Source organism: Streptomyces sp. AB3(2024) (genome assembly GCF_041862025.1).
Taxonomy (GTDB): Bacteria; Actinomycetota; Actinomycetes; order Streptomycetales; family Streptomycetaceae; genus Streptomyces.
The window spans coordinates 1-23,534 of sequence record NZ_JBGWAB010000085.1; the positions used below are offsets into that span (position 1 = coordinate 1).

Sequence of the window (23,534 nt, forward strand, 5' to 3'; positions counted from 1 at the left end):
GGCGCGGTCCCACCGGTCCCCGGCGCGCAGTCGGCGTTCGGGCCCGCCCCCGCGCCCGCGCCCGCCCCCGCCCCCGCGCCCGTTCCCGGCTTCGGGCCCCCGCCCCCGGCCGGTTTCGACGCCGGCGGCGTATCGTTTCCGCACCCCTACGCCCCCACCCCCCAGCCCGGCTTCCCGCCGCAGGGCCCGCCTCAGGGACCCCCGCCCGGTCAGTCGTTCACGGTCGGCCATTCCGGCTCGGCTGCCGCGGACCGGGCGCGGCGCCGCAGCCGCGCCGCGATGGCCGTGGCGGTCGTCGCCGTACTCGCCGCCGGCGGCGTCACCTACACCGTGACCTCCGGCGGCGACGGTGACGACCGGGCGCAGGCGGTGGCCCCGACCCCGGCGCCCGGCGGCTCCCCGGTCGCCGGCGGGCAGTCGGGCGCGCCGACCCCGGCCCCGTCGCCGTCCGGCTCCGGGCCCACGGCGAAGCCGTCCGCGAGCGCCTCCAAGAAGGCCGGCACGCCGTCGCCCTCCGCGAAGGGATCCTCGCCCGCCCCGGCCAGGCCGGGCCCCGTCCCGACGGGCTGCGCGGGCTGGACCCACCGGGACCCGTCGCCGGGCACCTACGGTTACATCTCCGGCGACCACCACCTGCTGGCCGCGCCGTACCAGCAGTGCTCGCAGGGCAGCCTGGTCAAGGACGGCACGAAGCTCTGGTATCAGTGCTACATCGTCAACTCGTACGGCAACCAGTGGACGTTCGTGCGTGTGGACGGCACGAACGCCACGGGGTGGCTGTACAACCGCGACCTCAAGGGGCAGAAGGGCTCGTCCCCCGCCTGTTAGCCGCCGTGGGCCGGAGAGCCGCCTACCGGACCCCCCGCGGCCCGACGACGTCCTTGACGGCCCATCACCACCCCTTCCGGATTACTGCAACGGGTTCTACCCTGGCCGCCGCCACCACACCGACCGGCTGGACCGCGAGACTCCCGGAGGGGCCGTGCACCTCGAATACACGCCTGAGCAGCAGCGGTTGCGCACCGAGCTGCGTGCCTACTTCGCCGAGCTCGTGCCGCAGGACGTCTACGCCCGCTACGAGGACCCGGCCGCGCAGAAGCGCTTCTACCGGGAGACCATCCGCCGTCTCGGCGCCGACGGCTGGCTCGGCGTCGGCTGGCCGAAGGAGTACGGCGGGCGCGGCATGTCGCCCATGGACCAGTTCATCTTCTTCGACGAGGCCGCGCAGGCCGTCGTCCCGCTGCCGCTGATGGCGCTGAACACCGTCGGTCCCACCCTCATGCAGTTCGGTACCGAAGAGCAGAAGGCGTACTTCCTCCCCAGGATCCTCGCCGGGGAGATCGACTTCGCCATCGGCTACAGCGAGCCCGACGCGGGCACCGACCTCGCGGCCCTCAAGTGCAAGGCCGTCCGGGAGGGCGACGAGGAGACCGGCACCTACGTGGTGAACGGCCAGAAGATCTGGACCACCAACGGCGACACCGCCGACTGGGTCTGGCTCGCCGTCCGCACCGACCCGGACGCCCCCGCGCACAAGGGCATCACCATGCTCCTCGTGCCGACCTCCGACCCCGGCTACTCCTGCACCCTCATCAACACCCTGGCCTCGCACGACACCACCGCCAGCCACTACGAGGACATCCGCGTCCCCGCGAACCGCCGCGTGGGCCAGGAGAACAAGGGCTGGCGGCTGATCACCAACCAGCTCAACCACGAACGCGTCACCCTCGCCGCCCACGGCACCATGGCCATCCGCGCCCTGCACGACGTCCAGCGCTGGGCCGCCGCGACCAAACTGGCCGACGGCCGTCGCGTCATCGACCTGACCTGGGTCCGCGGCCGGCTCGCCCGCACCCACGCCCGCCTCGACGCGATGAAACTGCTCAACTGGCAGATGGTGAACGCGGTCCAGTCCGGCTCCCTCACCCCGCAGGACGCCTCTGCCGTCAAGGTCTACGGCTCCGAGGCGCGCCGGGACGCGTACGCCTGGCTCATGGAAGTGGTCGGCGCGGCCGGCTCCCTCAAGGACGGCTCCGCCGGCGCGGTCCTGCACGGCGAGCTGGAGCGCGGCTACCGCAGCGCGGTGATCTTCACCTTCGGCGGCGGGAACAACGAGATCCAGCGCGAGATCATCGCGTGGATCGGCCTGGGCATGCCCCGCGTCCGCCGCTGACCCCGTGTGACTCACAACGACAGTTGGCACTTAACAGGTCTTGTTGTCACCGGACGTGCTTGCGAACGCTCGGCATTCTGCGACTCTTCTAGCCACCGAGCTCGTGCATGGTTGGCGGTGAGACGTCGAAGACTTCGGTGGTACGTCTCTCGTGCCTGAACGAGGTCTGCGGTCCACTCTTGGGACAGCAGACCGGCGACGGCTTGGACGGTTTCGCTCATGTGCTCGCGGCGGCCGAGGTGGCGGGTGGGGGCTGGCCAATTCTTCAGGTGTCCGATGCAGTGCTCGACCCGGATGCGGCGCGAGGAGTGCGCCTTGCGCTGCAGCTTGTGCATCTCCTCGTACCAGCCCGGGGCGTTCTTCTTGAACCAGCGGTGCGGTGCTGTCACCACTCGCCCGCCGGTCTGGGCTCACAGAATTTGGTAGCCGGGATCCGCGAGATCTCCACCGCAGGCCCGTCGACCAAGAGTTTGACCAGCCCCAACTGGCGAGTGTGGCGAGTAACTGGTCGACGAACACCAGCTGATGCCGCGCACCTGCGCCCACAGCTCGCCCATGCGGCCGCGACATGAGCTTGGCCTGGTGCCATTCGTGCCACAACGGAGCTCGGAGACCAGTACAGCGATCACCATGGCCGACGGGCCCGTGACCCTCCGGTCGACGGTGATCGTTGCATCGGCGGCCCCGTTCCGAGTGAAGTGGCCCCGGACGCGCCGAGGTGAAGACCCTGCGGCAGGTCTTCTGGCCCGGTGCCGCGCCCCGCCACTCGGGGCCGGTCCTCCGCCCCGAGCGGTGGGCGGCCAGGGCCCTGAGGCAGCCGGAGGACGGTCCGGCGGCCGCGTCCCGGCGCGCCCAGCCCCCGGCGCCTTCCTCGACGCCCCCCTCGGCGCCTTCCGGTGCCTGGGCCGGGGCGCCGGACCGCCGAGCGGACCAGGGAGGCGTCCCCCAGCATGAACTGGCCCCAGGCGGTGTCCCGCAGCGGGTTCGCGTCTTCGGGCGCGAGCTGCGGGGTCAGCGGACCTCCAGGACCTCCGCCACCGGACGGCGCGGTGTGGCGGGGCCCGCGGGGCCGTAGCCGAGGCGCAGGACCATCTGGACGTGTCCCGTGGCGGCGAGCGGATCGCGGACCGTCCAGCGCAGCTCCGGCCATTCCAGGGGCTGGGAGGTCATCGAGGTGGCCAGGCCGTCGGCGGTGGCCCGGAGGAGGACCCGCTCCAGTGCCTGACCGGCCAGCAGCCAGTCGGGCCGGGTGTCGCCCCGGGTGCCCAGCAGGGCCAGCCGGGGCCGCTTCTCGAACACGTCCCACCCGCGGTCCGGCACCGGGCGGGCCCGGCCGAAGTCGCGTACGGGCGCCGGTCCGCCGGAGCTGCGGGGGCCGAACGCCTCGGCGGGTACGCCGTCGCGGCGCGTCGGGCCCGGACCCCGGTCGCCGCCCGTCCACGCGGCCGTCTCGGCCCGGACGAGCGGATCCGTCTCCTCCAGGTGCTCCGCGTCGTGCACCAGCCCGAGCAGGGTCTCGATGTGCCAGGTGCCGGGGACGGTCAGGTGGCACCCCTCCAGACGGGCAGCCTCCCGCAGGCCGTCCAGGAGCGCGGGCGGCACGGCCTCGTCGCCGAACGGGAGCCGGCTGGTGTGCCGGCGGTGGAGCGCGTCGTGGAGGACGGCGAGTTCGTCGTTCCCGTCCCCGGCAGCCTCGAAGGACACACCGGCCAGGAGCCAGGGGCGGGAGCCGTCGGGCAGCAGCTGCACGCGCGCGCCGAGCCCGTGGCGGGCGGCGGACACGCGCAGGTTGAACAGGGCCGCGGCGCAGCCGAGGTGGAGGGCGCGGTGATCGGGGTCGGTACGGGTCATGGCCCGCTCCGGGTCTCCGTACAGCTCGACGACCTCGTCGTCCGGCCGGAAGACGAAGCGCCAGGGCTGCGCGTTGTGCATCGAGGGGGCGGTGACGGCGTCGGCGACGAGCAGGGCGACGGTATCGGTTTCGACGGTTCGTGCGGTCACGGGACTGGTCCTGTCTGTGCTGCCCCGGTCGTGCGCCACGACGGCGCCCCCGAGGTGGAGCGGTGCCTCGCTGCCTCCAGGATCGGGCGGGCGGGCGGGCCCGGGTAGGGCCGACCGGTGCCGTCCCGGGACCGTAGGTCCCACCGGTCCGTGGGGCACGGGCCCGTGGCCCGGCGTAGGGGACCTTCGGGCCCGGTCACGGTCCCGGGCGGGCTTCGTGCCGGGGCGGTGCCGGTGCCGGCGTGGGTCGGTGACCACCGAGTGCAGCCGTACCGATGCCGTCAGCACGCTGCACCGAGCCGCCAATCTGCACGGCACGATCGTGGCCGGCAACCGCGGCTCGTCGCCGTCCGCGACGAGGGCGACCTCGGATCCGGACGGGAAACCCCCTCGCTCCCGCACTACCGTGAAAGGGGCGACGGCCTCCCGCTGCCGTCGGCCGGAGGTGGGACATGAGCGCAGACGGCCGGTCCGCCGGGGGCGGGGTGGGCGGCGTGCCACGGCTGCGGCTGGACGAGCTGCTCGACGAGCTCCAGGTGCGCATCGGCGAGGTCAGGGGCACCCGCGACCGCCTGAACGGCCTCCTGGCGGCCGTGATGTCGGTCGGCCGGGGCCTGGACCTGGCCCAGGTGCTGCGGGGCATCGTCGAGGCGGCGGTGGTCCTCGTGGACGCCGAGTACGGGGCCCTCGGTGTCATCGGCGACGACAGGTAGCTCGCCCAGTTCCTGCCCGTCGGCGTCAGCGACGAGCTCCGCGCCCGGATCGGGGACCTGCCGTCGGGCCACGGCATCCTCGGCGAGCTGATCCGCCACCCGGAGCCCCTGCGCCTGTCCGAGCTGTCCGAGCACCCGGCCTCGTACGGGTTCCCGGCCCACCACCCGCCGATGCACTCCTTCCCCGGCGTTCCCGTCCGCGTCCGCGAGGACGTCTTCGGCAACCTCTACCTCACGCAGAAGCGCGGTGGCGCGGAGTTCGACGCGGAGGACGAGGCGGTCCTGTTCACCCTCGCCGTCGCCGCCGGCATCGCCATCGAGAACGCCCGCCTCTTCGAGGAGGTCCGCCTGCGGGAGCGCTGGCTCGCGGCCACCTCCGACATCACCAGCGCCCTGCTCTCGGGGGCGGCCCGGGACGAGGTCCTCGACGGAATGCTGGAGCGGGCCAGGGACATCACCGGCGCCGACACGGGCGTCTTCTACCTCGTCGGACCCGGAGGCGAGCTGCGCGGCTCCCTCGCGGCGGGGCGGGGCGGGGCGCCGAGGCGCACCGCGGCGTCGCCCTGCCCGGCATCCGGGGCACGCTCGCCGAAGCCGCCGTGGCGGGGGACGGCCTGGTCACGGTCGCGGACGTGGAGTCGGACCCGGGCGTCACCGTGCAGCCCGAACGCTGGGCGGGGTTCGGCCCGGCCGTCGCCGTCACCGTGGGAACCCGGGAGAAACTGAGCGGGGTCCTGGTGCTGGCCCGGGGCCGGGGCCGCCCGGTGTTCGCCGCCACCGAGGTCGCCGCGCTCCCCGCTTTCGCCGGGCAGGCCGCCCTCGCGCTGGAGCTGGCCGACCGGCGCCGGGACGCCGAGCGGTCGAGCATGCTGGAGGACCACGACCGCATCGCCCGCGACCTGCACGACCCCCGCGGATCCGGCAGCGGGCAGGCCCCGACGGCCGACCCGCTCGACCAAGGACGCCCGCCATGAACAGCCACCCGCCCGACGCCGTCCCGCCGGGACGGTGGCTGGAGGAGCTCACCGCCGACGAGGCCCTGGCGCTGCTCGGAGCGGCCGAACTGGGCCGCATCGTGTTCACTCGGCACGCACTGCCCGCCGTACGCCCGGTCAACCACCTGCTCGACGCCGGCGACATCGTCGTCCGCCTCCAGGACGGACCGGCACTCGCGGCCCTGCTCGCGGACCGGGAGGGCGCGGGCGTGGTCGTCGCGTACGAGGCCGACGACATCGACCCGGCCACCCGCCTGGGGTGGAGCGTGGTCGCCACCGGCTACGCCACCGCCGTCACCGACCCCGCCGAGACCGAACGCCTGGCGCGGCTCCTGCGGCCCTGGGTCGAGGGCACCGCGTCGGGCGCCGTCCGGATCAGGCCCGACCTCATCAAGGGCTTCCGCCTGCGCGCGGACGGCCGGTAGCGGCCGGCCCGCGCGCGCTTCACACCCCCGCGCCCCTTCGCCCGCCACGATGGTGGGCACGCGCGAGCCCCCGGAGGCGCCTTGTCGAAGCACGGACGGATCACCGTGACCCCGCCCGCCTTCCGTGCCTACCGCAGGAACTGGCTGCGCGGCGACGCCCTGGCCGGGGTCACGGTGGCCGCGTATCTCGTCCCCCAGGTCATGGCCTATGCCGGGGTGGCCGGGCTGCCGCCCGTCGCCGGTCTCTGGGCCGCCCTCCCGGCGATGGTCCTCTACGCCCTCAGCGGGTCCTCCCGCCTGCTGTCCGTCGGCCCGGAATCCACCACCGCCCTCATGACCGCCGTGGCCGTGGGACCGCTGGCGGCCGGCGATCCCGCCCGGTACGCGGCCCTCGCCGCCGCCCTGGCCCTCGTCGTCGGCCTGCTCTGCCTGGTCGCCTGGGCGGTCCGGCTCGGCTTCCTCGCGGACCTCCTCTCCCGGCCCGTACTCGTCGGCTACCTGGCCGGGGTGGCCTTCATCATGATCGTGGACCAGCTGCGCCGCCTGACCGGCGTCCCAGGAGGCGGCGGCTCCGCCTTCTTCCCCCGGCTGCTCTTCTTCCTCCGCCACATCGGCGGGGCGCACCCGGCGACCCTGGCCCTGTCCGCCGCGTGCCTGTTGCTCCTGTTCACCCTGCCCCTGCTCTGGCGGCCGCTGCCCGGACCGCTCGTGGTCCTCGTCCTCGCCACGGCTGCGGTGACGGTCTTCTCCCTCGACGAGGGCGCCGGCATCGCCGTCATCGGCGCCGTCCCGACCGGCCTGCCCGGGTTCGCCCTGCCGCGGCCGGCCGACTGCGCGGACCTGGTCCTGCCCGCCTTCGGCGTGCTCCTGGTCGGATACACGGACGTCGTCCTGACCGCCCGCGCCTTCGCCCGGCACGACGACCCGGATCCACTGGACGCCAACCGCGAACTGCTGGCCCTCGGCGCGGCGAACCTGGGCGTCGGAGCCCTGCACGGCTTCCCCGTCAGCAGCAGCGCGAGCCGTACGGCCCTCGCCGAATCCGCCGGTGCCCGCACCCAGGCGTACTCCCTCGTGGGCGCCGCGTGCGTGGTCGCGGTGCTGCTCTTCCTGGGGCCGCTGCTGACGCACGTCCCCGCGGCCGCCCTCGGCGCGATCGTCGTGTACGCCGCCGTACGTCTCGTGGAGGTCGGCGAGTTCCGGCGCCTCGCCGCGTTCCGCCGCCGCGAACTCCTCCTCGCACTCGGCTGCACCCTCGGTGTCCTCGCCCTGGGCATCCTGTACGGGGTCCTGGCCGCGGTCGCCCTCTCCGTCATCGAACTGCTCGCCCGGGTCGCGCGTCCGCACGACGCCGTCCTCGGCATCGTGCCCGGCCTGGTCGGCATGCACGACATCGACGACCACCTGACCGCGCGCACCATCCCCGGTCTGCTCGTCTACCGCTACGACTCCCCGCTGTTCTTCGCCAACGCCGAGGACTTCCACCGCCGGGCCCTGGCCGCCGTGAACGCCCAGGCCGACCCGGTCCACTGGTTCGTCCTGAACACCGAGGCGAACGTCGAGGTCGACATCACCGCCCTCGACGCCGTCGAGGCCCTGCGCACCGAACTCGTCGAGCGGCACATCGTGTTCGCCCTGGCCCGCGTCAAACAGGATCTGCGCGACCCGCTCGACGCCTACGGCCTCACGGCGACGATCGGCCGGGACCGCATCTACCCCACCCTCCCCAAGGCCGTGGAGGCCTACCGCGCCTGGCAGCACCACCAAGACCCCGGCACGTGACGGCCGCCCGCGCCGCGGCGACCGCTTCCCGGGCGTCGGCAACCTCGCCATCCTGCTGATGCACGTATCGGCCGTCGCCTTCTGCGTCGCGGCCGGGATCGACATCGGCGTCCGGCAGCTCGCGTCGAACGTCTTCAGCGCCGCGGGAAACGAGATCGAGCAGGCCCTGCACGCTAAGCGGGCAGGGACGGTCCCCGATCTCAACAAGGACGCGGGCGACTTCGGCGACCGGGACCCGGACAACTTCTCGGCGGAGGTCGCCTGGCTCACACAAGTGGCAGTCGTAAACTCGGCAAAGCGGGTTGAGAGCTCCCGCCCGGTCTGTCCCCCGTCAGGCCGGGCGGGTTTTCCCTTTTTCACCCTCCCCGTGGTTCCCCCCGTTTCCCCCGTGGGTCCCCCGTGGTGCTTCCGGGCCGAGCGGGTGTGATCCGCCCGTCGCCGACCCCCGTCCCCCGAGGGCCGGCCCTGCCCGGACCGGCAGCCGCCAGCACATCAACTCGGCTACCCCCGTAAGCAAAGTTAGCTGCCAGCTATCGGCGAGGTCCACGGTGGCGGACTCCGGTCGGATTGTCAACTGACGGCTAATCTGCGAAACTGCCGGATAGCTGAGAGCAATGTCGAGGGGGTGGCGGAAGGGAGATTCGCAGTGTCGGAGACCGACGACCGGCCCAAGCTGGCAGTGCGTCTGGACGGCCTCTTCAAGACGGTCCGGCCCAAGGGCAAGCACTGGACCAACGCCGAGGTCGCGGAGGAACTCAAGCGCGCCAACCCCGAACTCAAGGCCGGCGGTGTCTACCTGTCGCAGCTGCGTACCGGCAAGCGCTCCAACCCCTCGCCGGACCTGCTGGCTGCCCTCGCCCGGTTCTTCGGCGTTTCCGTCGCGTACTTCTTCGACGACGAGGTCGCCGAGTCCGTCCTCGGTGAGGTCGCCGCCATCGAGGCGCTGCGCCAGGCCGGAGTCCGCTCCGTGGCCATGCGGGCGGCCGGGATGAAGAAGGAGAACCTCCAGGCCATCACGGCCATCATGGACCAGTACCGGCAGCTCCAGGGCCTCCCGCCCGTCACCGACCCCTCGGAAGAATCGCCGTGAGGGGTCGTTCGGCCGACCACGGCCGCCGCTGTCGGCTCAAGAAGTTCTGAGGGGATCCGCCGGGCCCGTCCGGTCCCCGGCGTCCGGCTCACACGTCGCGCCGGCGTACGACGACCACCGCGAGGGCGACCGCGACCAGCGGCCACACCGCGTACACGGCCCAGGAAGCGGGCACCGTGGCGTCGTGGACGTGGTGGATGTCGGGAAGGTCCCCCCAGTTCTGGACCAGGCGCTTCCAGGCGCTCACCACCATCACGTGGTTGACGTCGGCGGACCACTGCCGGGAAGTGCTGAACAGCGGTGGCAGCATCACCAGCGTGAAGAGGGTGGCGGCCACGCTGCCCGGGGTGTGCCTGATCAGCGCCCCGAGGCCCAGGCCGACCAGGGCGCAGATCGGGGCCAGCAGCGCGGACGCCACCATGGCGCGGGCCACACCGGGGTGGGTGAGGGACACCCCGGCGTGCCGGCCGTCGAGGACGGCCTGGGAGACCAGGAAAGCGCCCAGGGAGATCACCGTCCCGACGGCGGTCCACACCGCCGCGACGACGACGGCCTTGGCCAGGACCACCGAGTGGCGCGCGGGAACGGCCACCGTGGTGGTACGGATCAGCCCGCTGCCGTACTCGCTCACGATCGTGACGACCCCGACGCTGCCGGCGACGAGCATCAGCGTCATGTAGGCGCCGGGCGGGAAGGCGTCGAAGGGCAGGAACCCGCGGGACTCCCGCGCACCCGGGCCGGCCGCGGCGATGTCGTCGTGGTCCGCCAGCGCCGCGACGGTCGCGCACCCGATGACGAACAGCGCCGTGAGGGCGATCGTCCACCAGGTGGAGCGCAGGGACCGCATCTTGATCCACTCGGCGACGAGCAGGTCACGGAAGCGGGCGGGAGGCGCGGCGACGGAGGTCGCGTGGGCGGAGGCGGTTCGGGTCATCGGGTCCGTCCTGTCGGGTACTCGACGCTGTCGGCGGTCAGTTCCATGAAGGCCTCCTCCAGGGAGGCGGTGCGCGGGGTCAGTTCGTCCAGCACGATCCCGTGCGCGAAGGCGAGCGCCCCGATCCGGTCCGCCGCCATTCCGGTCACCACGAGCCTGCGGGCGTCCGCCTGTCCCCTTGGCCCCTCCGACCCCTCCGGCCCCTCCGGCTCCACCGAAGCGCCCTCGCCGGCCAGCAGCGCCGCCAGCTCGGCGGCCCGCGACGTGCCGACGACGGTGCCGGTCCGCGTGCTGCGGGCCGCGAACTCCCCCGCCGACTCGGCGGCGATGAGCCGGCCGCGGCCGATGACGACGAGATCGTCGGCGGTGTTCTGCATCTCCGACATCAGATGGCTGGAGAGGAAGACCGTACGGCCCTCGGCCGCCAGCCGCCGGAAGAGGCCGCGCATCCAGAGCACGCCCTCCGGGTCCATGCCGTTGACGGGCTCGTCGAACATCAGGACCGGGGGATCGCCGAGGAGGGCGGTGGCGATCCCGAGGCGCTGCTTCATGCCGAGCGAGAACCCGCCGATGCGACGGCCCGCCGCCCCGGCCAGGCCGACCTCCTGGAGCACCTCGTCCACCCGGCGCGCCGGGATGCCGTTGCTTCGGGCCAGCGCGGACAGGTGGGCGGTTGCGCTGCGCCCGCCGTGCACCTGGTTCGCGTCGAGGAGGGCGCCCGCGTGCCGCAGCCCTCGCGGGTGGTCGCGGAAGGGGACGCCGGTGACGGTGGCGGAGCCGGCCGTGGGGCGGTCCAGGCCCAGGACCATCCGCAGGGTGGTGGTCTTGCCGGCTCCGTTCGGGCCGAGGAATCCGGTGACGCGGCCCGGCCGGACCGTGAAGGACAACCGGTCGACGGCGGTCTTGCCGCCGTAGCGCTTGGTGAGTTCGTTGACTTCGATCACAAGGGCAACCCTGCCGGGAGGCCGCCCCGCGGGCATGGTGCCGTGGGCGGCAATCGCGCGGCCGGACCCGCCCGTGGGCGTACGCCCCCAGAGGGCCCCAACGACGTCAGCCCCCGGCCGCCGCCACCTCCTGGGCCAGGACCGGCACGGCCCGGCGGCTGTCCCCTGCGCGGTGATCGGAAGTGACGAAGAACCGCAGCCGGGAGAGCCCCTCCTCCACCGCGGGGTGGAAGATCGGATCGGCGATGACACCGTGCTCGTACAGCCGGTCGGCGATGCGCAGGGTCCGGTCGACGCCCCGTACCGTCTCCAGCCACCGGGGGCCGGCCGGCCGGGCCCCGAACTCGCCGCCGGCCGGGCCGTCGTCCTCCGGCACGGGTGTCACCCGGTGGCGGTCAGCCGTTCGCGCCACCACGCGACCGTCGTCTTGACCTGCTCGTCGACGGGTGTGGCGCGGGCCTCGAAGGCGGCCTCCCAGGCGCCGGAGTCGACGACGAAGGGACGGTCGAACTGGTAGCGGATCTCCTTGAGTTCACGCATCAGCGGGGAGAAGAGCGAGAGCGCGCCCAGGACGGCCGACGGCAGTCCGCGTACGGCGACGGGCCCCGTGCCCGACTCGTCGGCGAGCCGGCCGACCATCTCCCGTACGGACAGCGCCGGTCCGGTCGGGACGTGCCAGGTCCGCCCCCAGGCGCGTTCCTCGCCCGCGGCCTCGACCAGCGCGGCGGCCACGTCGGGGAGATAGGTCCAGCTGTGCGGGGCGTCGGGGTCGCCGAGGGCGGAGACGGGCCTGCCGCGCAGCACCTGCGGCACGACCCGGCCGGCCAGGTGCCCGCCGTCGGTCACACCGGGGCCGAAGAAGTCCGAGGCCCGCAGCTCCACGGCCTTCAGACGGCCCTGCTCGTGCAGGGTCCGGGCCGTCTCCCAGGCGGCGGCCCGCACCCGCCCCTTGGGGCCGGTCGCCGCGAGCGGCAGCTCCTCGGTCAGGGGGCCGTCCACGGGACCGTAGCCGTAGAGGTTGCCGAGCATGACCAGCAAGGCCCCGGTCTCCTCGGCGGCCGTGCAGAGGGACGAGGTCATCGCGGGCCATTCGCCCGCCCAGCGGTGGTAGGGAGGTGCAGCGCATCCGAAGACGGCGTCCGCGCCCCGTGCGGCCCCGGTCAGCCGGACGGCGTCGGCCGCGTCCAGTGCGACGTGCTCGATGCCCGGTTCCGGAGCCCGGCCCGATCGGGTGACGACCCGTACCGAGTGTCCCCGCCCGGCCAGCAGCCGGGCCGTGGCCGCACCGGCGGGCCCGAATCCCACGACGACATAGAAACTCACGTGCGAACCCTAGCGCGCGGACCCCATGTCACTCCCGGCCACTGGGACGGGGGTCGTGCCACGATGGCGGCGACCCCTTGCGATCAAGGGAGGGGTCCGGTGGGTTTTGAGGGTGAACGGATTGAATTCAGGAGGCGGTTGTGACCGAGCGTTCGTCCGAAATCCGGCAGTCCGGTGACGGGGACCCGACGTCCGGGGGAGAGGAGGCCGGGGAGGCGCAGCGGAGCGAGGGCCGCGCGCGCCGACGGGGGGTGAGCGCGGAGCTGGCCGAGAACATGCGGCAGGGCTGGGCCGACACCGAGCGCCACGACATCGAGCCCCTCCCGCAGGCCGCCCACACCGCCCGCCGGCGCGCGGCGCTCTCCGCCCGCTTCCCGGGCGAGCGCCTGGTGATACCCGCCGGCAACCTGCTGGTCCGCGCCAACGACACGCACCACCCCTTCCGCGCCTGCTCCGACTACGTGTACCTGACCGGAGACCAGACCGAGGACGCCGTCCTGGTCCTGGAGCCCCGGGAGGACGGCGGCCACCGGTCCACCGCGTACCTGCTGCCCCGCTCCGACCGGGAGAACGGCGAGTTCTGGCTGTCCGCCCGGGGCGAGCTGTGGGACGGACGGCGGGCCAGTCTCACGGAGAACGAGCGGCTCCTCGGCCTGCCCTGCGCGGACGTCCGGAACCTGGCCGCCGCCCTGGCGGAGGCCACCGGCCCGGTCCGCGTCCTGCGCGGCCACGACGCCGGCATCGAGAAGACCCTGCGGGACAAGGTGACGGCCGGGACCGACGAGGAGTTCCGGGTCTTCCTCTCCGAGATGCGCCGCGTCAAGGACGAGTTCGAGATCGGCGAACTCCGCAAGGCCGTCGACTCCACCGTCCGCGGCTTCGAGGACGTCGTGAAGGTCCTCGGCAAGGCCGAGGCCACCTCGGAGCGCCACATCGAGGGCACCTTCTTCCTGCGCGCCCGCGTCGAGGGCAACGACGTCGGCTACAGCACCATCGCCGCCGCCGGCCCGCACGCCACCACCCTCCACTGGGTCCGCAACGACGGCGACGTCCGCTCCGGCGACCTGCTGCTGCTCGACGCCGGAGTGGAGACCCGCACCCTCTACACCGCCGACATCACCCGCACCCTGCCCGTCAGCGGCACCTTCTCCCCGCTCCAGCGCACGGTCTACGACGCGGTGCACGACGCCCAGGAGGCCGGGATCGCCGCCGTCAAGCCCGGTGCGCACTACCGCGACTTCCACAAGGCCGCCCAGCGGGTCCTCGCCGAACGGCTCCTCGCCTGGGGCCTGCTCGGCGAACGCACCCTGGAGCAGGTCCTGGAGCTGGGCCTGCAGCGCCGCTGGACCCTGCACGGCACCGGCCACATGCTCGGCCTCGACGTCCACGACTGCGCCGCCGCCCGCGCCGAGACGTACGCCGACGGCGTCCTCGAACCCGGCGTCGTGCTCACCGTCGAGCCCGGTCTGTACTTCCAGGCCGACGACCTGACCGTGCCCGAGGAGTACCGCGGCATCGGGATCCGGATCGAGGACGACATCCTCGTGACCGAGGACGGCAACGAGAACCTCTCGGCGGTCCTGCCGCGCCGGTCGGACGAGGTCGAGTCCTGGACGGCCGCCCTGCGGGCCTGACACCACGCCCCGGCCGCGACGACGGGTGGGCCGGCCCCCGCCCGGGTAGGCTCCCCGGCGGGAGGCGGGCCATGAACGCAGCTCCGTACGGGGGTGCGGACCCGGGGCTCTACGGGCCCGGGTCCGTCACCTGGCAGTGCCACGGCGACCCGGTCATGTGGATCGCCGGCGTCCGCGCGCTCTACCTCCAGGCCCTCCACCCGCGCGCCGTGCGCGGGGTGATGGCGAACAGCTCCTTCCACCGGGACGCCTGGGGCCGGCTGCTGCGCACCGCAGACTTCGTCGGCACGATCACCTACGGCACCACCGAGAACGCCGAGCGGGCCGGAGCCCGGGTCCGGGCGCTCCACGGCCGGCTGTCCGCCGGCGATCCGGACACCGGGGAGCGCTTCCGCGTCGACGATCCCGAGCTGCTGCTGTGGGTGCACTGCGCGCAGATCGACAGCTTCCTCCACGTCCTGCTCCGTTCCGGCGTCCCCCTCACCCCGGACCAGGCCGACCGCTACGTGGACGAGAACCGGGTGAACGCCCGGCTCGTCGGCCTCGACCCGGCCGACGTGCCCGCCGACACCGGCGCGCTCGCCGCGTACTTCGAGGAGGTCCGCCCCCGCCTCGCGGCCGGGGCCGACGCCCGCGCCGTCGACGACTTCCTGCGCGCCCCGCCCGTGCACCCCCTCCTCGTCCCTGGCCGAAACCTGCTGTGGAGACCGCTTGCCGGAATCGCCTACGGGACCCTCCCCGACTGGGCGCACCGGCTCTACGGGCGCACCGCTCCGCCCCCGCGCGACGTCACCCGGCGCCTGCGCCTCACGGGTCGCGTGTTGCGCAGCATTCCCGCAGGTCTACGCTGGCGGCTGCCTCCAGGTCACATCTTGAAAGCGATGCGCCGGCTGGGCCCCGGGAGCCGCCCCTCCGCGTACACACTGCGTACACCAGCGGCCATACTGGACCGGCCGAGGAGGGCGCGGCACGACGACGGGGGCGGCTTTAAGACATGGCGGAGTCCAGACTGATCCAGGGCCGGTACCGGTCACTCGATCTGATCGGGCGCGGCGGCATGGGCGAGGTGTGGCGCGCCCGCGACGAATCGCTCGGCCGTCAGGTCGCGGTGAAGTGCCTCAAGCCCATCGGGCCCGAACAGGACGCCCACTTCACCCAGGTCCTGCGCGAGCGCTTCCGCCGCGAGGCACGGGTCGCGGCCTCGCTCCAGCACCGGGGCGTCACCGTCGTCCACGACTTCGGCGACGACAGCGCGGCGGGCGGTCCCCTCTACCTCGTCATGGAACTGCTCGAAGGCCGCAACCTCAGCCAGCTGATGGAGGACAACGAGGCGCGCCCGCTCCCCGTCGACGTGGTCCTCGACATCGCCGAGCAGATGGCCGCCGCCCTCGGCTACACCCACGACCAGGGCGTCGTCCACCGTGACCTCAAGCCCGCGAACATCATGCGGCTGACCGACGGCACGGTGAAGATCTGTGACTTCGGCATCGCGCGCCTGGCCCACGACATCGGCTTCACCGCCAAGCTCACCGGCGGCGGCATGGCCATGGGCACCCCCCACTACATGTCGCCGGAGCAGATCGCGGGCGGCGAGGTCGACCACCTCAGTGACCTCTACTCCCTCGGCTGCGTCCTCTACGAGATCGCCACCGGAGCCCCGCCCTTCGACCTCGGCGACTCCTGGTCCGTGCTCGTCGGCCACCGCGACAACGTCCCCGTACCGCTGCGCGACCACCGCCCCGAGCTGCCCGCCCACTTCGAGCAGCTCGTCCTGGAACTCCTCGCCAAGCGCCCCGAGGACCGCCCCGGCGACGCCCGCCACCTGCACCGGCGCCTCGTCGAGGGCCGCTCCGGTCCCGGCGGGCCGACCGTCGCGCACCCGCCGCTGCCCGCCTGGGCCGCGGGGATGACCGCCGGACGCAAGGCGGGCATCGACGCCCGGCCCGCGTCCGGGGAGTGGGCCGTACTGACCGGCTCCTGGACCGCCGCCCGCCCCGCGGCGCCCGCCGCCGGCACCGCCCGGGGCACCGGTACGGCCTCGGGGGAGCAGCGGATCCTGCGGCCCGCGCCCGCCGACGACCCGCGCCTCACCCCCGTCCGCGGGCTCGCCGGCACTCCCGCGGCGCCCGGCCCGGACCGCCCCGACGCGCTCGACGCCGGGCACACCCGCGCGTTCGTCCTCAGCCGCGCCGGCCGCCCCGAGGAGGCCCTCTCCGTGTACGCGGCCGTCGCCCAGGGGCGGGCCACGCTCCTGGGGCCGGACCACTTCGACACCCTCGCGGCGCGCCAGGAGGAGGCGTACGAGCTCGGGCGGCTCGGCCGGCACGGCGAGGCGTACGAGACCTACCGCGCGGTGCTCGCCGCCCTCGTCCGCACCGCGGGCCCGCGCCACCCCGACACCCTGCGCTGCCGCCACAGCCTGGCCTGCGCCCTGAGCGCCCTGGGCCGGCACGCCGAAGCACACGGCGCCGCCGCCGAGGTGGCGGCCGACCGGGCCGCCGTGCTCGGCGCCGAACACCCGGACACCCTGCGGACCCGCTACGAGGCCGCCTACTCCCTCGGCCGACTGGGCCGCTGGGGCGAGGCCCTGACGGGCTTCCGGCACGTCGCCGCCGTACGGGACCGCGTACTCGGCCGGGACCACCCCGACTCCCTCGCCGCCCGCTACGAGACCGGCATCGCGCTCGGCCGCACCGGCCGCGCCGCCGAGGCCCTCGACCTGTTCCGCTCCCTGGTCCGCGACCGCACCCGGGCCTACGGCGCCTGTGATCCGGAGACCCTGCGCGCCCGCCACGTCCTCGGCGTCAACCTCGGGCGGCTGGACCGCTGGGAGGAGGCCGTGGCCGAGGCCCGCGCGGTCGGCGCCGCCCGCGCCAAGGCCCTGGGAGCCGAACACCAGGACACCCTGGTCAGCCGGCGCGAACTCGCCGTGGGGCTGGGCCGCCTGGGCCGCTGGGACGAGGCCCTGCCCATCTACCGGGACCTGTCCGGCATCCGCGAGCGGTCCCTGGGCGACGAGCACCCCGACACCGCCCTGGCCCACGCCGACGAGGCACACTGTCTGGAGCGGCTCGGCCAGGTGTGCTACCAAGAGCCATGACAGCCACGAGGGTCTCCCGGGGATTCGCGCACGAGGTGTACGACGCGGTGATCGTGGGCGGAGGCCACAACGGCCTGGTCGCCGCCGCCTACCTGGCCCGCGCGGGCCGCTCGGTGCTGGTCCTGGAGCGGCTGGGGCACACCGGCGGGGCCGCCGTCTCCACCCGGCCCTTCGCCGGGGTCGACGCCCGCCTCTCGCGCTACTCCTACCTCGTCTCCCTGCTCCCCGCGAAGATCGTCCGCGATCTGGGCCTGCGCTTCCGGGTGCGCCGGCGCACGGTGTCCTCGTACACCCCCCACGTCCGCGGCGGCGCCCCCGGCGGACTCCTCGTCGGCGGCGGCGAGGACCGGACCCGGGAGTCCTTCGCCCGCCTCACCGGCTCGGAGCGGGAGTACGACAACTGGCGCGCCTTCTACGCCATGACGGCCGAGGTCGCCGGGAAGGTCTTCCCCACCCTGACCGAACCGCTGCCCACCCGTTCGGCGCTGCGGGACCGGATCGGCGACGCCACGGCCTGGCGGACCCTCTTCGAAGAGCCCATCGGCGTGGCCCTGGAGGAGCGCTTCGCCGACGACCTCGTGCGCGGGGTGGCCCTCACCGACGCGCTGATCGGCACGTTCGCCGACGCCCACGACCCCACGCTCGTCCAGAACCGCTGCTTCCTGTACCACGTCATCGGCGGCGGAACCGGCGAATGGGACGTCCCGGTCGGCGGCATGGGCGCCCTCACCGACGCGCTCGCCGACGCCGCCCGGTCGGCCGGCGCCGAGATCGTCACCGGGCACGAGGCGCTGCGGATCCGCACCGACGGGACCGCGCCCGCCGAGGTGACCTTCCGCACGGCGGCGGGGGAGGGCACCGTCGTCGGACGGAACGTCCTGGTCAACGCCTCACCCCGGGCGCTCGCCGAACTCCTCGGCGAGGAACCGGACCCGGCCGCCCCGGCCCCGGAAGGGGCCCAGTTCAAGGTCAACATGCTGCTGAGCCGGCTGCCCCGGCTGCGCGACGCCTCCGTGGACCCCCGCGAGGCCTTCGGCGGCACCTTCCACATCGCCGAGGGGTACGAGCAGCTGCGCCGCGCCCACACGGAGGCCGCCGCCGGGGAACTGCCGTCCGTACCGCCCTCGGAGATCTACTGCCACTCGCTGACCGACCCCTCGATCCTCGGGCCGGAGCTCACGGAGCGGGGCTGCCAGACGCTCACCCTCTTCGGACTGCACACCCCGGCCCGGCTGTTCGGACACGACAACCAGCAGGCCCGCGAGGTGCTCCTGACGGCCACGCTGGCCCAGCTGGACGCCCACCTGGCCGAGCCGCTCACCGACTGCCTGGCCTTCGACGCCGACGACCGGCCCTGTATCGAGGCCAAGACCCCGCTGGACCTGGAGCGCGAACTGCGCCTGCCCGGCGGTCACATCTTCCACCGCGACCTGTCCTGGCCCTACGCGGACGCCGACGCGGACGCGGACGCCGCCGGGCCCTGGGGCGTGGCCACCGCGCACCGCAACGTCCTGCTGTGCGGTGCGGGCGCGGTGCGCGGCGGTGGCGTCAGCGGCGTCCCCGGACACAACGCGGCGATGGCGGTGCTGGGGCACTGACCGGGCCGCCGTCGGGCCCGGTCCCGCTCCCCGTCAGACCGGCTCGATCACCACGATCGGGATCTCGCGATCGGTCTTCGCCTGGTACTCGTCGTAAGCGGGCCAGTGGCCGACCATCAGCGGCCAGTACGCGGCGCGCTCCTCGGGGGTGGCGGTGCGCGCGGTCCCCTGGCGGACCTCGGAGCCGACCTGGACGCGCACCCGGGGGTCGGCGGTCAGGTTCCGGTACCACAGGGGTGCCTCGTCCGCCCCGCCCTTGGAGGCGACGACGAGGTAGCGGCCGTCGGCCTCGCCGTAGATGAGGGGTGTGCGCACCGGGCTGCCGGACACCCGGCCCACGGTGGTGAGCAGGAGGGTCTGGGTGCCGTTCCAGTGGTGGCCCTCGGCCCCGTTCGAGCCCACGTAGAGCCTGACGTGGTCCAGCTGCCAGCTCCCGGCCCTCGGGTCGGTGGGGTGTTCCCAGTCGATCTCGGTCGTCATGTGTTTTCCGCCTGCCTTCGTGTCGAACGGTCAGCAGTCCCGACAACGAGTGCGAACGCCGGGGGGCACGGTCTTCATTCCGGCCGCTCCGGGAGGGTGAACCCGTTGTAGAGGTCGTCCAGGGCGCGCTGCGCGGCGCGGGCCGGCACGAGGCGTACGGCCAGGTCGCGGGCGGCCACGGCCAGCGGGTGGGAGAGCGTCGTGAACCGGCCGGCCCGGCGGGCGCGGAGCCGGACGGCATCGGTGCGGGCGAGGCGGGCCCGACTGTAGGCGGCGAGCGCGGCGGGTACCCCGTCGGCGCCGTCCGCGAGATGGGCCAGGACGACGGCGTCCTCGATCGCCTGGCAGCCGCCCTGGCCGAGGTGGGGGGTCATCGCGTGCGCGGCGTCGCCGATCCAGGCCGTCCGGTCGTCGTGCAGGCGGGGGAGGGGGGCCGCCAGGTCGTGCAGGTCGTGCTGGAGGACGGCACCGGGGTCGAACCGGCCGAGCAGGTCCGGGACCGGGTCGTGCCAGTCGCCGAAGCGGTCAAGGAGTTCGCCGAGCACGTCGGCGGGGCGGTGGCCCTCGGGGGCGACGGCGGTGGCGTAGGCGTAGACGCGGCCGTCGGCGAGCGGGACCACACCGAAGCGCCGGCCGCGGCCCCAGGTCTCGAAGGCTCCGGGCAGGGCGGGCCCGTCGGCGGGCAGGACGGTGCGCCAGGCGGTCTCCCCGCTGTAGCGCAGGCCCGGGTGGTCCGGGAAGTACCGGCGGCGCAGGGGGCTGTGGATGCCGTCGGCGGCGACCAGCAGATCGGCGGGGAGCTCTCCGGCGTCCGTACGGACCACCGTGCGCCCGTCGGCCGTGTCCGCGCCGGTGACGGCGGTGCCGTAGCGCAGGGCCCCGCCGGGCAGCGCGTCCGCCAGGGCGCCGGTGAAGGCCGCCCGGTGCACGGCGAGCGAGGGCCGGCCGTAGCGTGCGGTGAGCGCGGCGGTGTCGGCGCGGACCAGCCAGGACCCGTCGGGGCGGCGCACTCCCATGGCGGCCGGGACGGCGCGGCCCGCCGCCCGTCCCGCGTCGAACCCGATGGCCTCCAGGGCCCGCAGGGCGTTCGGCGCGAGCACGATGCCCGCGCCCGCGGCGGTCGGCCCGGCCGCCCGCTCGCAGACGGTGACCCGCCAGCCCCGGCGGTGCAGGGCGAGGGCCGCGGTGAGCCCCCCGATCCCGGCACCCGCGACGACGGCGTGACGCGGACGCTTGTCCATGGTGCGGCCTTCCTGCCGGCTCCGCGCCCTCTACATCCGTAGAGGGCGATGTGTCGCCACTCTACAGCTGTAGAGTGGCGGCATGTCCACCCCCGAACCCGGCGTCCCGGCCGCCGCCCAGGCGCCCGCGCCGGACCGCCGCGCCCTGATCTCCGACGCCGCGATCGGCCTGGTCGCGGCCGGCGGACTGCGCAGCCTGACCCACCGGGCCGTCGACGGAGCCGCGGGACTGCCCGCGGGCAGCACCTCGTACTACTTCCGCACCCGTGCCGCGCTGGTCGGCGCCTGCTACCGGCGCCTGGCCGAGCTGGACCTCGCCGACTTCGAGGAGGACGCCCGCACGCCCGGCCCCTGGGACCGGGACACGGCGGCGCGGGCGCTCGGCGCACTCCTGTACCGGTGGCTGTCCGAGGGGCGGGAGCGCCAGCTGGCCCGCTTCGAGCTGAGCCTGGAGGCCGCCCGCACCCCGGAGGCGGCCCCCGAGCTGCTCCGCGCGGGCCTGGCCGTCCGCGCCCGCGCCGCCGGGCTCCTCGGGGCACTCGGCGCCGACCGGCCGGACGAGCGCGCCGCCCTGCTGGCCGCCTGGACGGACGGGCTGCTCTACGACCGCCTCGCGGGCGCCCTGGCGGGCACGCGCCCCGCGCCGGATCCCGCCGAACTGGCCTCCACCGCCCGCCTCATGATCGATGCGGCGCTGGCCGCGCCGTAGGCTGCCGCCATGATTGCCGAACTGCAGTGCGTGGTGCTGGACTGTCCGGAGCCCCTGGGGCTCGCCGAGTTCTACGCGGGCCTGCTGGGCGGCGAGGTCAACCGCCCGGACCGGCGCTGGTCCGTGGACGAGGACTGGGCCACGCTGCACACCCCGAACGGGCAGGTGCTGTGCTTCCAGCGGGCCGTCGGGCACCGGCCGCCGAGCTGGCCCGACCCGCAACGGCCGCAGCAGTTCCACCTCGACCTCGCCGTCCCGGACCTCGACCGCGGCCAGGAGCAGGTCCTCGCCCTCGGCGCGCGCCTCCTGGAACAGGGGCCGCCCGAGCGGGACTGGCGCGTCTTCTCCGATCCCGCGGGCCACCCCTTCTGCTTCGTCCAGGGCTGACGGGCGCGGGTGCCGGTTCCGGCGGGCCGGGCCGGGGCGGCTCCGGCCCGCCGGTGGCGCCCTCAGTCCGCCGAGCGGGTCCAGCCGACGGCCTCCACGCGGACCGCGTCCGCCGGCCGGTCCTCGGAGAACAGGAGCCGGGCCGGTTCGGCCACCCGGACGACGTCCACGTAGACGCCCCGCCCCACGTAGCGGCCGGTCGCGGCGTGGCGGAAGCGGAGCCTGACCTCGCGGCCCGCCCAGCCGGGCAGCGGGGCCTCCAGCCGGTGCCAGATGCGGCCCGACCAGCCGCCCGCGCTGCCCTGTGGCCAGGACTCGGGGGTGCCGCCCGTGGTGCGGACGGTGGTGAAGGGCAGCGGCTCCCACACGGCCCCGTCGGCGGACGCCTCCACGTGGAAGGCGCCCGCGCCGGGCACGGTGTCCCACCAGACGGCGCAGCGCAGCCGGGCCGAGGCGGTCGCCGGGGTGAGGGGAGGCAGGGTCAGGGTGCCGGAGCCCGCGGTCTCCATCCCCGAGTACCAGGCGGGTCCGCCGTGCCGGGTGCGCACCGGTACCGCCCGGGCGAAGCGGTTGCCGGTCGCCACCCGCGGCGCGCTGCCGGCCCGCCAGGTCCGCACCGGGTGGACGGAGTTGCCCAGCAGGACGAGGAAGGAGTCGGTGGAGGGGTCCAGGACCAGCGAGGTCCCGGTGAAGCCGGTGTGCCCCGCCGAGTGCGGGGTGGCCATGGCGCCCATGTACCAGTGCTGGTAGAGCTCGAAGCCGAGGCCGTGGTCGTCGCCGGGGAAGGCCGTGTTGAAGTCGGTGAAGAGCAGCTCGACGGAGGCGGGGCGCAGGATGCTCCGGCCCGCGTACGCCCCGCCGTCGAGCAGGGCGCGGGAGAGGATCGCCAGGTCCCAGGCGGTGCCGAACACCCCGGCGTGGCCCGCGACCCCGCCGAGCGCGTGGGCGTTCTCGTCGTGGACCTCGCCCCACACCAGTCCCCGGTCCAGGCCCGACCAGGGCGGGCGCTGCACCTCGGTCGCGGCGGTGACCCGGCGCCAGGACAGGGGCGGGTTGTAGCGGGTGCGGTGCATCCCGAGGGGAATGGCGATCTCCTCCTGGAGCAGGACGTCCAGTGTGTGACCGGTGATCCGTTCCAGGAGCAGCTGCAGCGTGATGAGGTTCAGGTCGGAGTAGCGGTACACGGTCCCGGGGGTGTCCTGCGGGCGCACCGACCACAGCAGCCTCAACTGTCCGGCCCGGGTGGACTCCTGGTAGAACGGCGCCCACGAGCGCAGCCCCGAGGTGTGCGTCAGCAGCTGCCGGACCGTGATGGCCTCCTTGCCCCCGCCGGTGAACTCCCGGAGGTACCGCTCGACCGGGGCCTCCAGCTCCAGCAGGCCCCGTTCCATCTGCTGCACGGCCAGGATGGAGGTGAAGAGCTTGCTCAGCGAGGCGAGGTCGAAGACGGTGTCCTCGGCCATCGCGATCCGCTCGGCGGCGGGGAACTCCCGCGGCCGGTCGGTGCGCCCGTCGTAGTCGGCGTAGCGGACGGCGTCGCCCATCGCGCGGTGCAGCGCCACCGTACGGCCGCGGCCGGCGAGGACCACGGCCCCGGCGTAGTAGGGGTGTTCGGGGGAGGGGCCGAGGAAACGCCGGGCCTCCTCCGCGACGCCTTCCAGGTGCCGCTCCAGCAACCCCGCCCGGCGGGCGGAGCCGTAGCGCAGCCGCAGTCCCTGCAGGGCCCGCCGCTCGGCGGCGCCACCGCCCGCCGCTCCCGCGCCCTGCCCCGGCAGCGCGGCGTGCAGGACCAGCACCCCGCCCAGCGCCAGCAGCCGCGCCCCAAGTCGTCTGCGGCTCATCGCGCCACCGCTCCCGACCGCCCGTGATCCCGTACCCGAACCGCCCATGTCCGGCCCTCCTGTTCCTGCCCGCGCACGCTACTGGCTATCTGCCCGCCCGCCGTGCACCCTCCGCACCGACCGGCCGTCAAAGAATCTGACACTGCATCAGAAATTCTCTTCCC

General features: G+C 74.4%; 19 protein-coding genes and 2 pseudogenes. 13 read left to right on the forward strand and 8 right to left on the reverse strand.

What is annotated here, in order from left to right; genetic code table 11:
* Together ACEPPI_RS27260 and ACEPPI_RS27265 are read left to right on the forward strand one after the other, a co-directional pair.
* Window positions 1-828, forward strand: a pseudogene (locus tag ACEPPI_RS27260) (hypothetical protein); the annotation flags it as partial.
* A gap of 154 nt (window positions 829-982) precedes the next feature.
* The gene (locus ACEPPI_RS27265; protein ID WP_373917914.1) at window positions 983-2,173 is read left to right on the forward strand and encodes an acyl-CoA dehydrogenase family protein; all 1,191 of its coding nucleotides are present in this window, start codon (window positions 983-985) and stop codon (window positions 2,171-2,173) included.
* A gap of 1,011 nt (window positions 2,174-3,184) precedes the next feature.
* On the opposite strand, the gene ACEPPI_RS27270 is transcribed toward ACEPPI_RS27265, so the two are convergent.
* A complete protein-coding gene (locus ACEPPI_RS27270) occupies window positions 3,185-4,174 on the reverse strand; it encodes a nitroreductase (protein WP_373917915.1) in 990 nt (329 codons plus the stop codon).
* A gap of 452 nt (window positions 4,175-4,626) precedes the next feature.
* Between ACEPPI_RS27270 and ACEPPI_RS27275 the strand changes: the two are divergent.
* The 5 genes and pseudogenes from ACEPPI_RS27275 to ACEPPI_RS27295 form a co-directional block, all read left to right on the forward strand.
* Window positions 4,627-5,795, forward strand: a pseudogene (locus ACEPPI_RS27275) (GAF domain-containing protein); the annotation flags it as partial.
* A 62-nt stretch (window positions 5,796-5,857) separates the two neighbouring features.
* A complete protein-coding gene (locus ACEPPI_RS27280) occupies window positions 5,858-6,307 on the forward strand; it encodes a pyridoxamine 5'-phosphate oxidase family protein (protein WP_373917916.1) in 450 nt (149 codons plus the stop codon).
* 81 nt (window positions 6,308-6,388) lie between these two features.
* A complete protein-coding gene (locus ACEPPI_RS27285) occupies window positions 6,389-8,089 on the forward strand; it encodes a SulP family inorganic anion transporter (protein ID WP_373917917.1) in 1,701 nt (566 codons plus the stop codon).
* A 58-nt stretch (window positions 8,090-8,147) separates the two neighbouring features.
* A complete protein-coding gene (locus tag ACEPPI_RS27290) occupies window positions 8,148-8,516 on the forward strand; it encodes a hypothetical protein (protein ID WP_373917918.1) in 369 nt (122 codons plus the stop codon).
* Window positions 8,517-8,735: 219 nt separating this feature from the next.
* Window positions 8,736-9,179 carry a helix-turn-helix domain-containing protein gene (locus tag ACEPPI_RS27295; protein ID WP_373917919.1) on the forward strand — a complete coding sequence of 148 codons (444 nt, stop codon included), beginning with the start codon at window positions 8,736-8,738 and terminating at the stop codon, window positions 9,177-9,179.
* A gap of 88 nt (window positions 9,180-9,267) precedes the next feature.
* Here the strand turns inward: ACEPPI_RS27295 and ACEPPI_RS27300 are convergent, their stop codons facing one another.
* The 4 genes from ACEPPI_RS27300 to ACEPPI_RS27315 form a co-directional block, all read right to left on the reverse strand.
* On the reverse strand, window positions 9,268-10,113 hold the full coding sequence (locus tag ACEPPI_RS27300; protein WP_373917920.1) for an ABC transporter permease subunit: 846 nt from the start codon (window positions 10,111-10,113) through the stop codon (window positions 9,268-9,270).
* A complete protein-coding gene (locus ACEPPI_RS27305; RefSeq protein ID WP_373917921.1) occupies window positions 10,110-11,057 on the reverse strand; it encodes an ATP-binding cassette domain-containing protein in 948 nt (315 codons plus the stop codon). Before ACEPPI_RS27305 ends, ACEPPI_RS27300 begins: the two co-directional genes overlap by 4 nt.
* A gap of 106 nt (window positions 11,058-11,163) precedes the next feature.
* On the reverse strand, window positions 11,164-11,433 hold the full coding sequence (locus ACEPPI_RS27310) for a hypothetical protein (protein WP_373917922.1): 270 nt from the start codon (window positions 11,431-11,433) through the stop codon (window positions 11,164-11,166).
* 5 nt (window positions 11,434-11,438) lie between these two features.
* Window positions 11,439-12,380 carry an NAD-dependent epimerase/dehydratase family protein gene (locus tag ACEPPI_RS27315; RefSeq protein WP_373917923.1) on the reverse strand — a complete coding sequence of 314 codons (942 nt, stop codon included), beginning with the start codon at window positions 12,378-12,380 and terminating at the stop codon, window positions 11,439-11,441.
* 140 nt (window positions 12,381-12,520) lie between these two features.
* Here ACEPPI_RS27315 and ACEPPI_RS27320 point away from each other — a divergent pair, with 140 nt between their 5' ends.
* The 4 genes from ACEPPI_RS27320 to ACEPPI_RS27335 all read left to right on the forward strand — a co-directional run bounded on the left by ACEPPI_RS27320 (window position 12,521) and on the right by ACEPPI_RS27335 (window position 18,712).
* On the forward strand, window positions 12,521-14,014 hold the full coding sequence (locus tag ACEPPI_RS27320) for an aminopeptidase P family protein (RefSeq protein ID WP_373917924.1): 1,494 nt from the start codon (window positions 12,521-12,523) through the stop codon (window positions 14,012-14,014).
* 71 nt (window positions 14,015-14,085) lie between these two features.
* Complete coding sequence (locus ACEPPI_RS27325; protein ID WP_373917925.1) at window positions 14,086-15,027, forward strand: oxygenase MpaB family protein; 942 nt, start codon at window positions 14,086-14,088, stop codon at window positions 15,025-15,027.
* Window positions 15,009-17,114, forward strand: a complete 2,106-nt coding sequence (locus ACEPPI_RS27330) for a tetratricopeptide repeat protein (RefSeq protein WP_373917926.1) — start codon at window positions 15,009-15,011, stop codon at window positions 17,112-17,114. The genes ACEPPI_RS27325 and ACEPPI_RS27330 overlap by 19 nt, the downstream gene beginning before the upstream one ends.
* Window positions 17,111-18,712: a phytoene desaturase family protein gene (locus ACEPPI_RS27335; RefSeq protein WP_373917927.1), complete on the forward strand. Its 1,602-nt coding sequence runs from the start codon at window positions 17,111-17,113 to the stop codon at window positions 18,710-18,712. The genes ACEPPI_RS27330 and ACEPPI_RS27335 overlap by 4 nt, the downstream gene beginning before the upstream one ends.
* A 33-nt stretch (window positions 18,713-18,745) precedes the next feature.
* Here ACEPPI_RS27335 and ACEPPI_RS27340 read toward each other — a convergent pair whose 3' ends face one another.
* Window positions 18,746-19,192 carry a nitroreductase family deazaflavin-dependent oxidoreductase gene (locus ACEPPI_RS27340; RefSeq protein WP_373917928.1) on the reverse strand — a complete coding sequence of 149 codons (447 nt, stop codon included), beginning with the start codon at window positions 19,190-19,192 and terminating at the stop codon, window positions 18,746-18,748.
* Window positions 19,193-19,266: 74 nt separating this feature from the next.
* A complete protein-coding gene (locus tag ACEPPI_RS27345; protein WP_373917929.1) occupies window positions 19,267-20,433 on the reverse strand; it encodes an FAD-dependent monooxygenase in 1,167 nt (388 codons plus the stop codon).
* An 82-nt stretch (window positions 20,434-20,515) separates the two neighbouring features.
* Between ACEPPI_RS27345 and ACEPPI_RS27350 the strand changes: the two genes are divergently transcribed.
* Together ACEPPI_RS27350 and ACEPPI_RS27355 are read left to right on the forward strand one after the other, a co-directional pair.
* Window positions 20,516-21,142: a TetR/AcrR family transcriptional regulator gene (locus ACEPPI_RS27350; protein ID WP_373917930.1), complete on the forward strand. Its 627-nt coding sequence runs from the start codon at window positions 20,516-20,518 to the stop codon at window positions 21,140-21,142.
* Between the two features lie 9 nt (window positions 21,143-21,151).
* The gene (locus ACEPPI_RS27355) at window positions 21,152-21,529 is read left to right on the forward strand and encodes a VOC family protein (RefSeq protein WP_373917931.1); all 378 of its coding nucleotides are present in this window, start codon (window positions 21,152-21,154) and stop codon (window positions 21,527-21,529) included.
* A gap of 62 nt (window positions 21,530-21,591) precedes the next feature.
* Here the strand turns inward: ACEPPI_RS27355 and ACEPPI_RS27360 are convergent, their stop codons facing one another.
* Window positions 21,592-23,370 carry a serine hydrolase gene (locus ACEPPI_RS27360; RefSeq protein ID WP_373917932.1) on the reverse strand — a complete coding sequence of 593 codons (1,779 nt, stop codon included), beginning with the start codon at window positions 23,368-23,370 and terminating at the stop codon, window positions 21,592-21,594.
* Window positions 23,371-23,534: the final 164 nt, after the last annotated feature.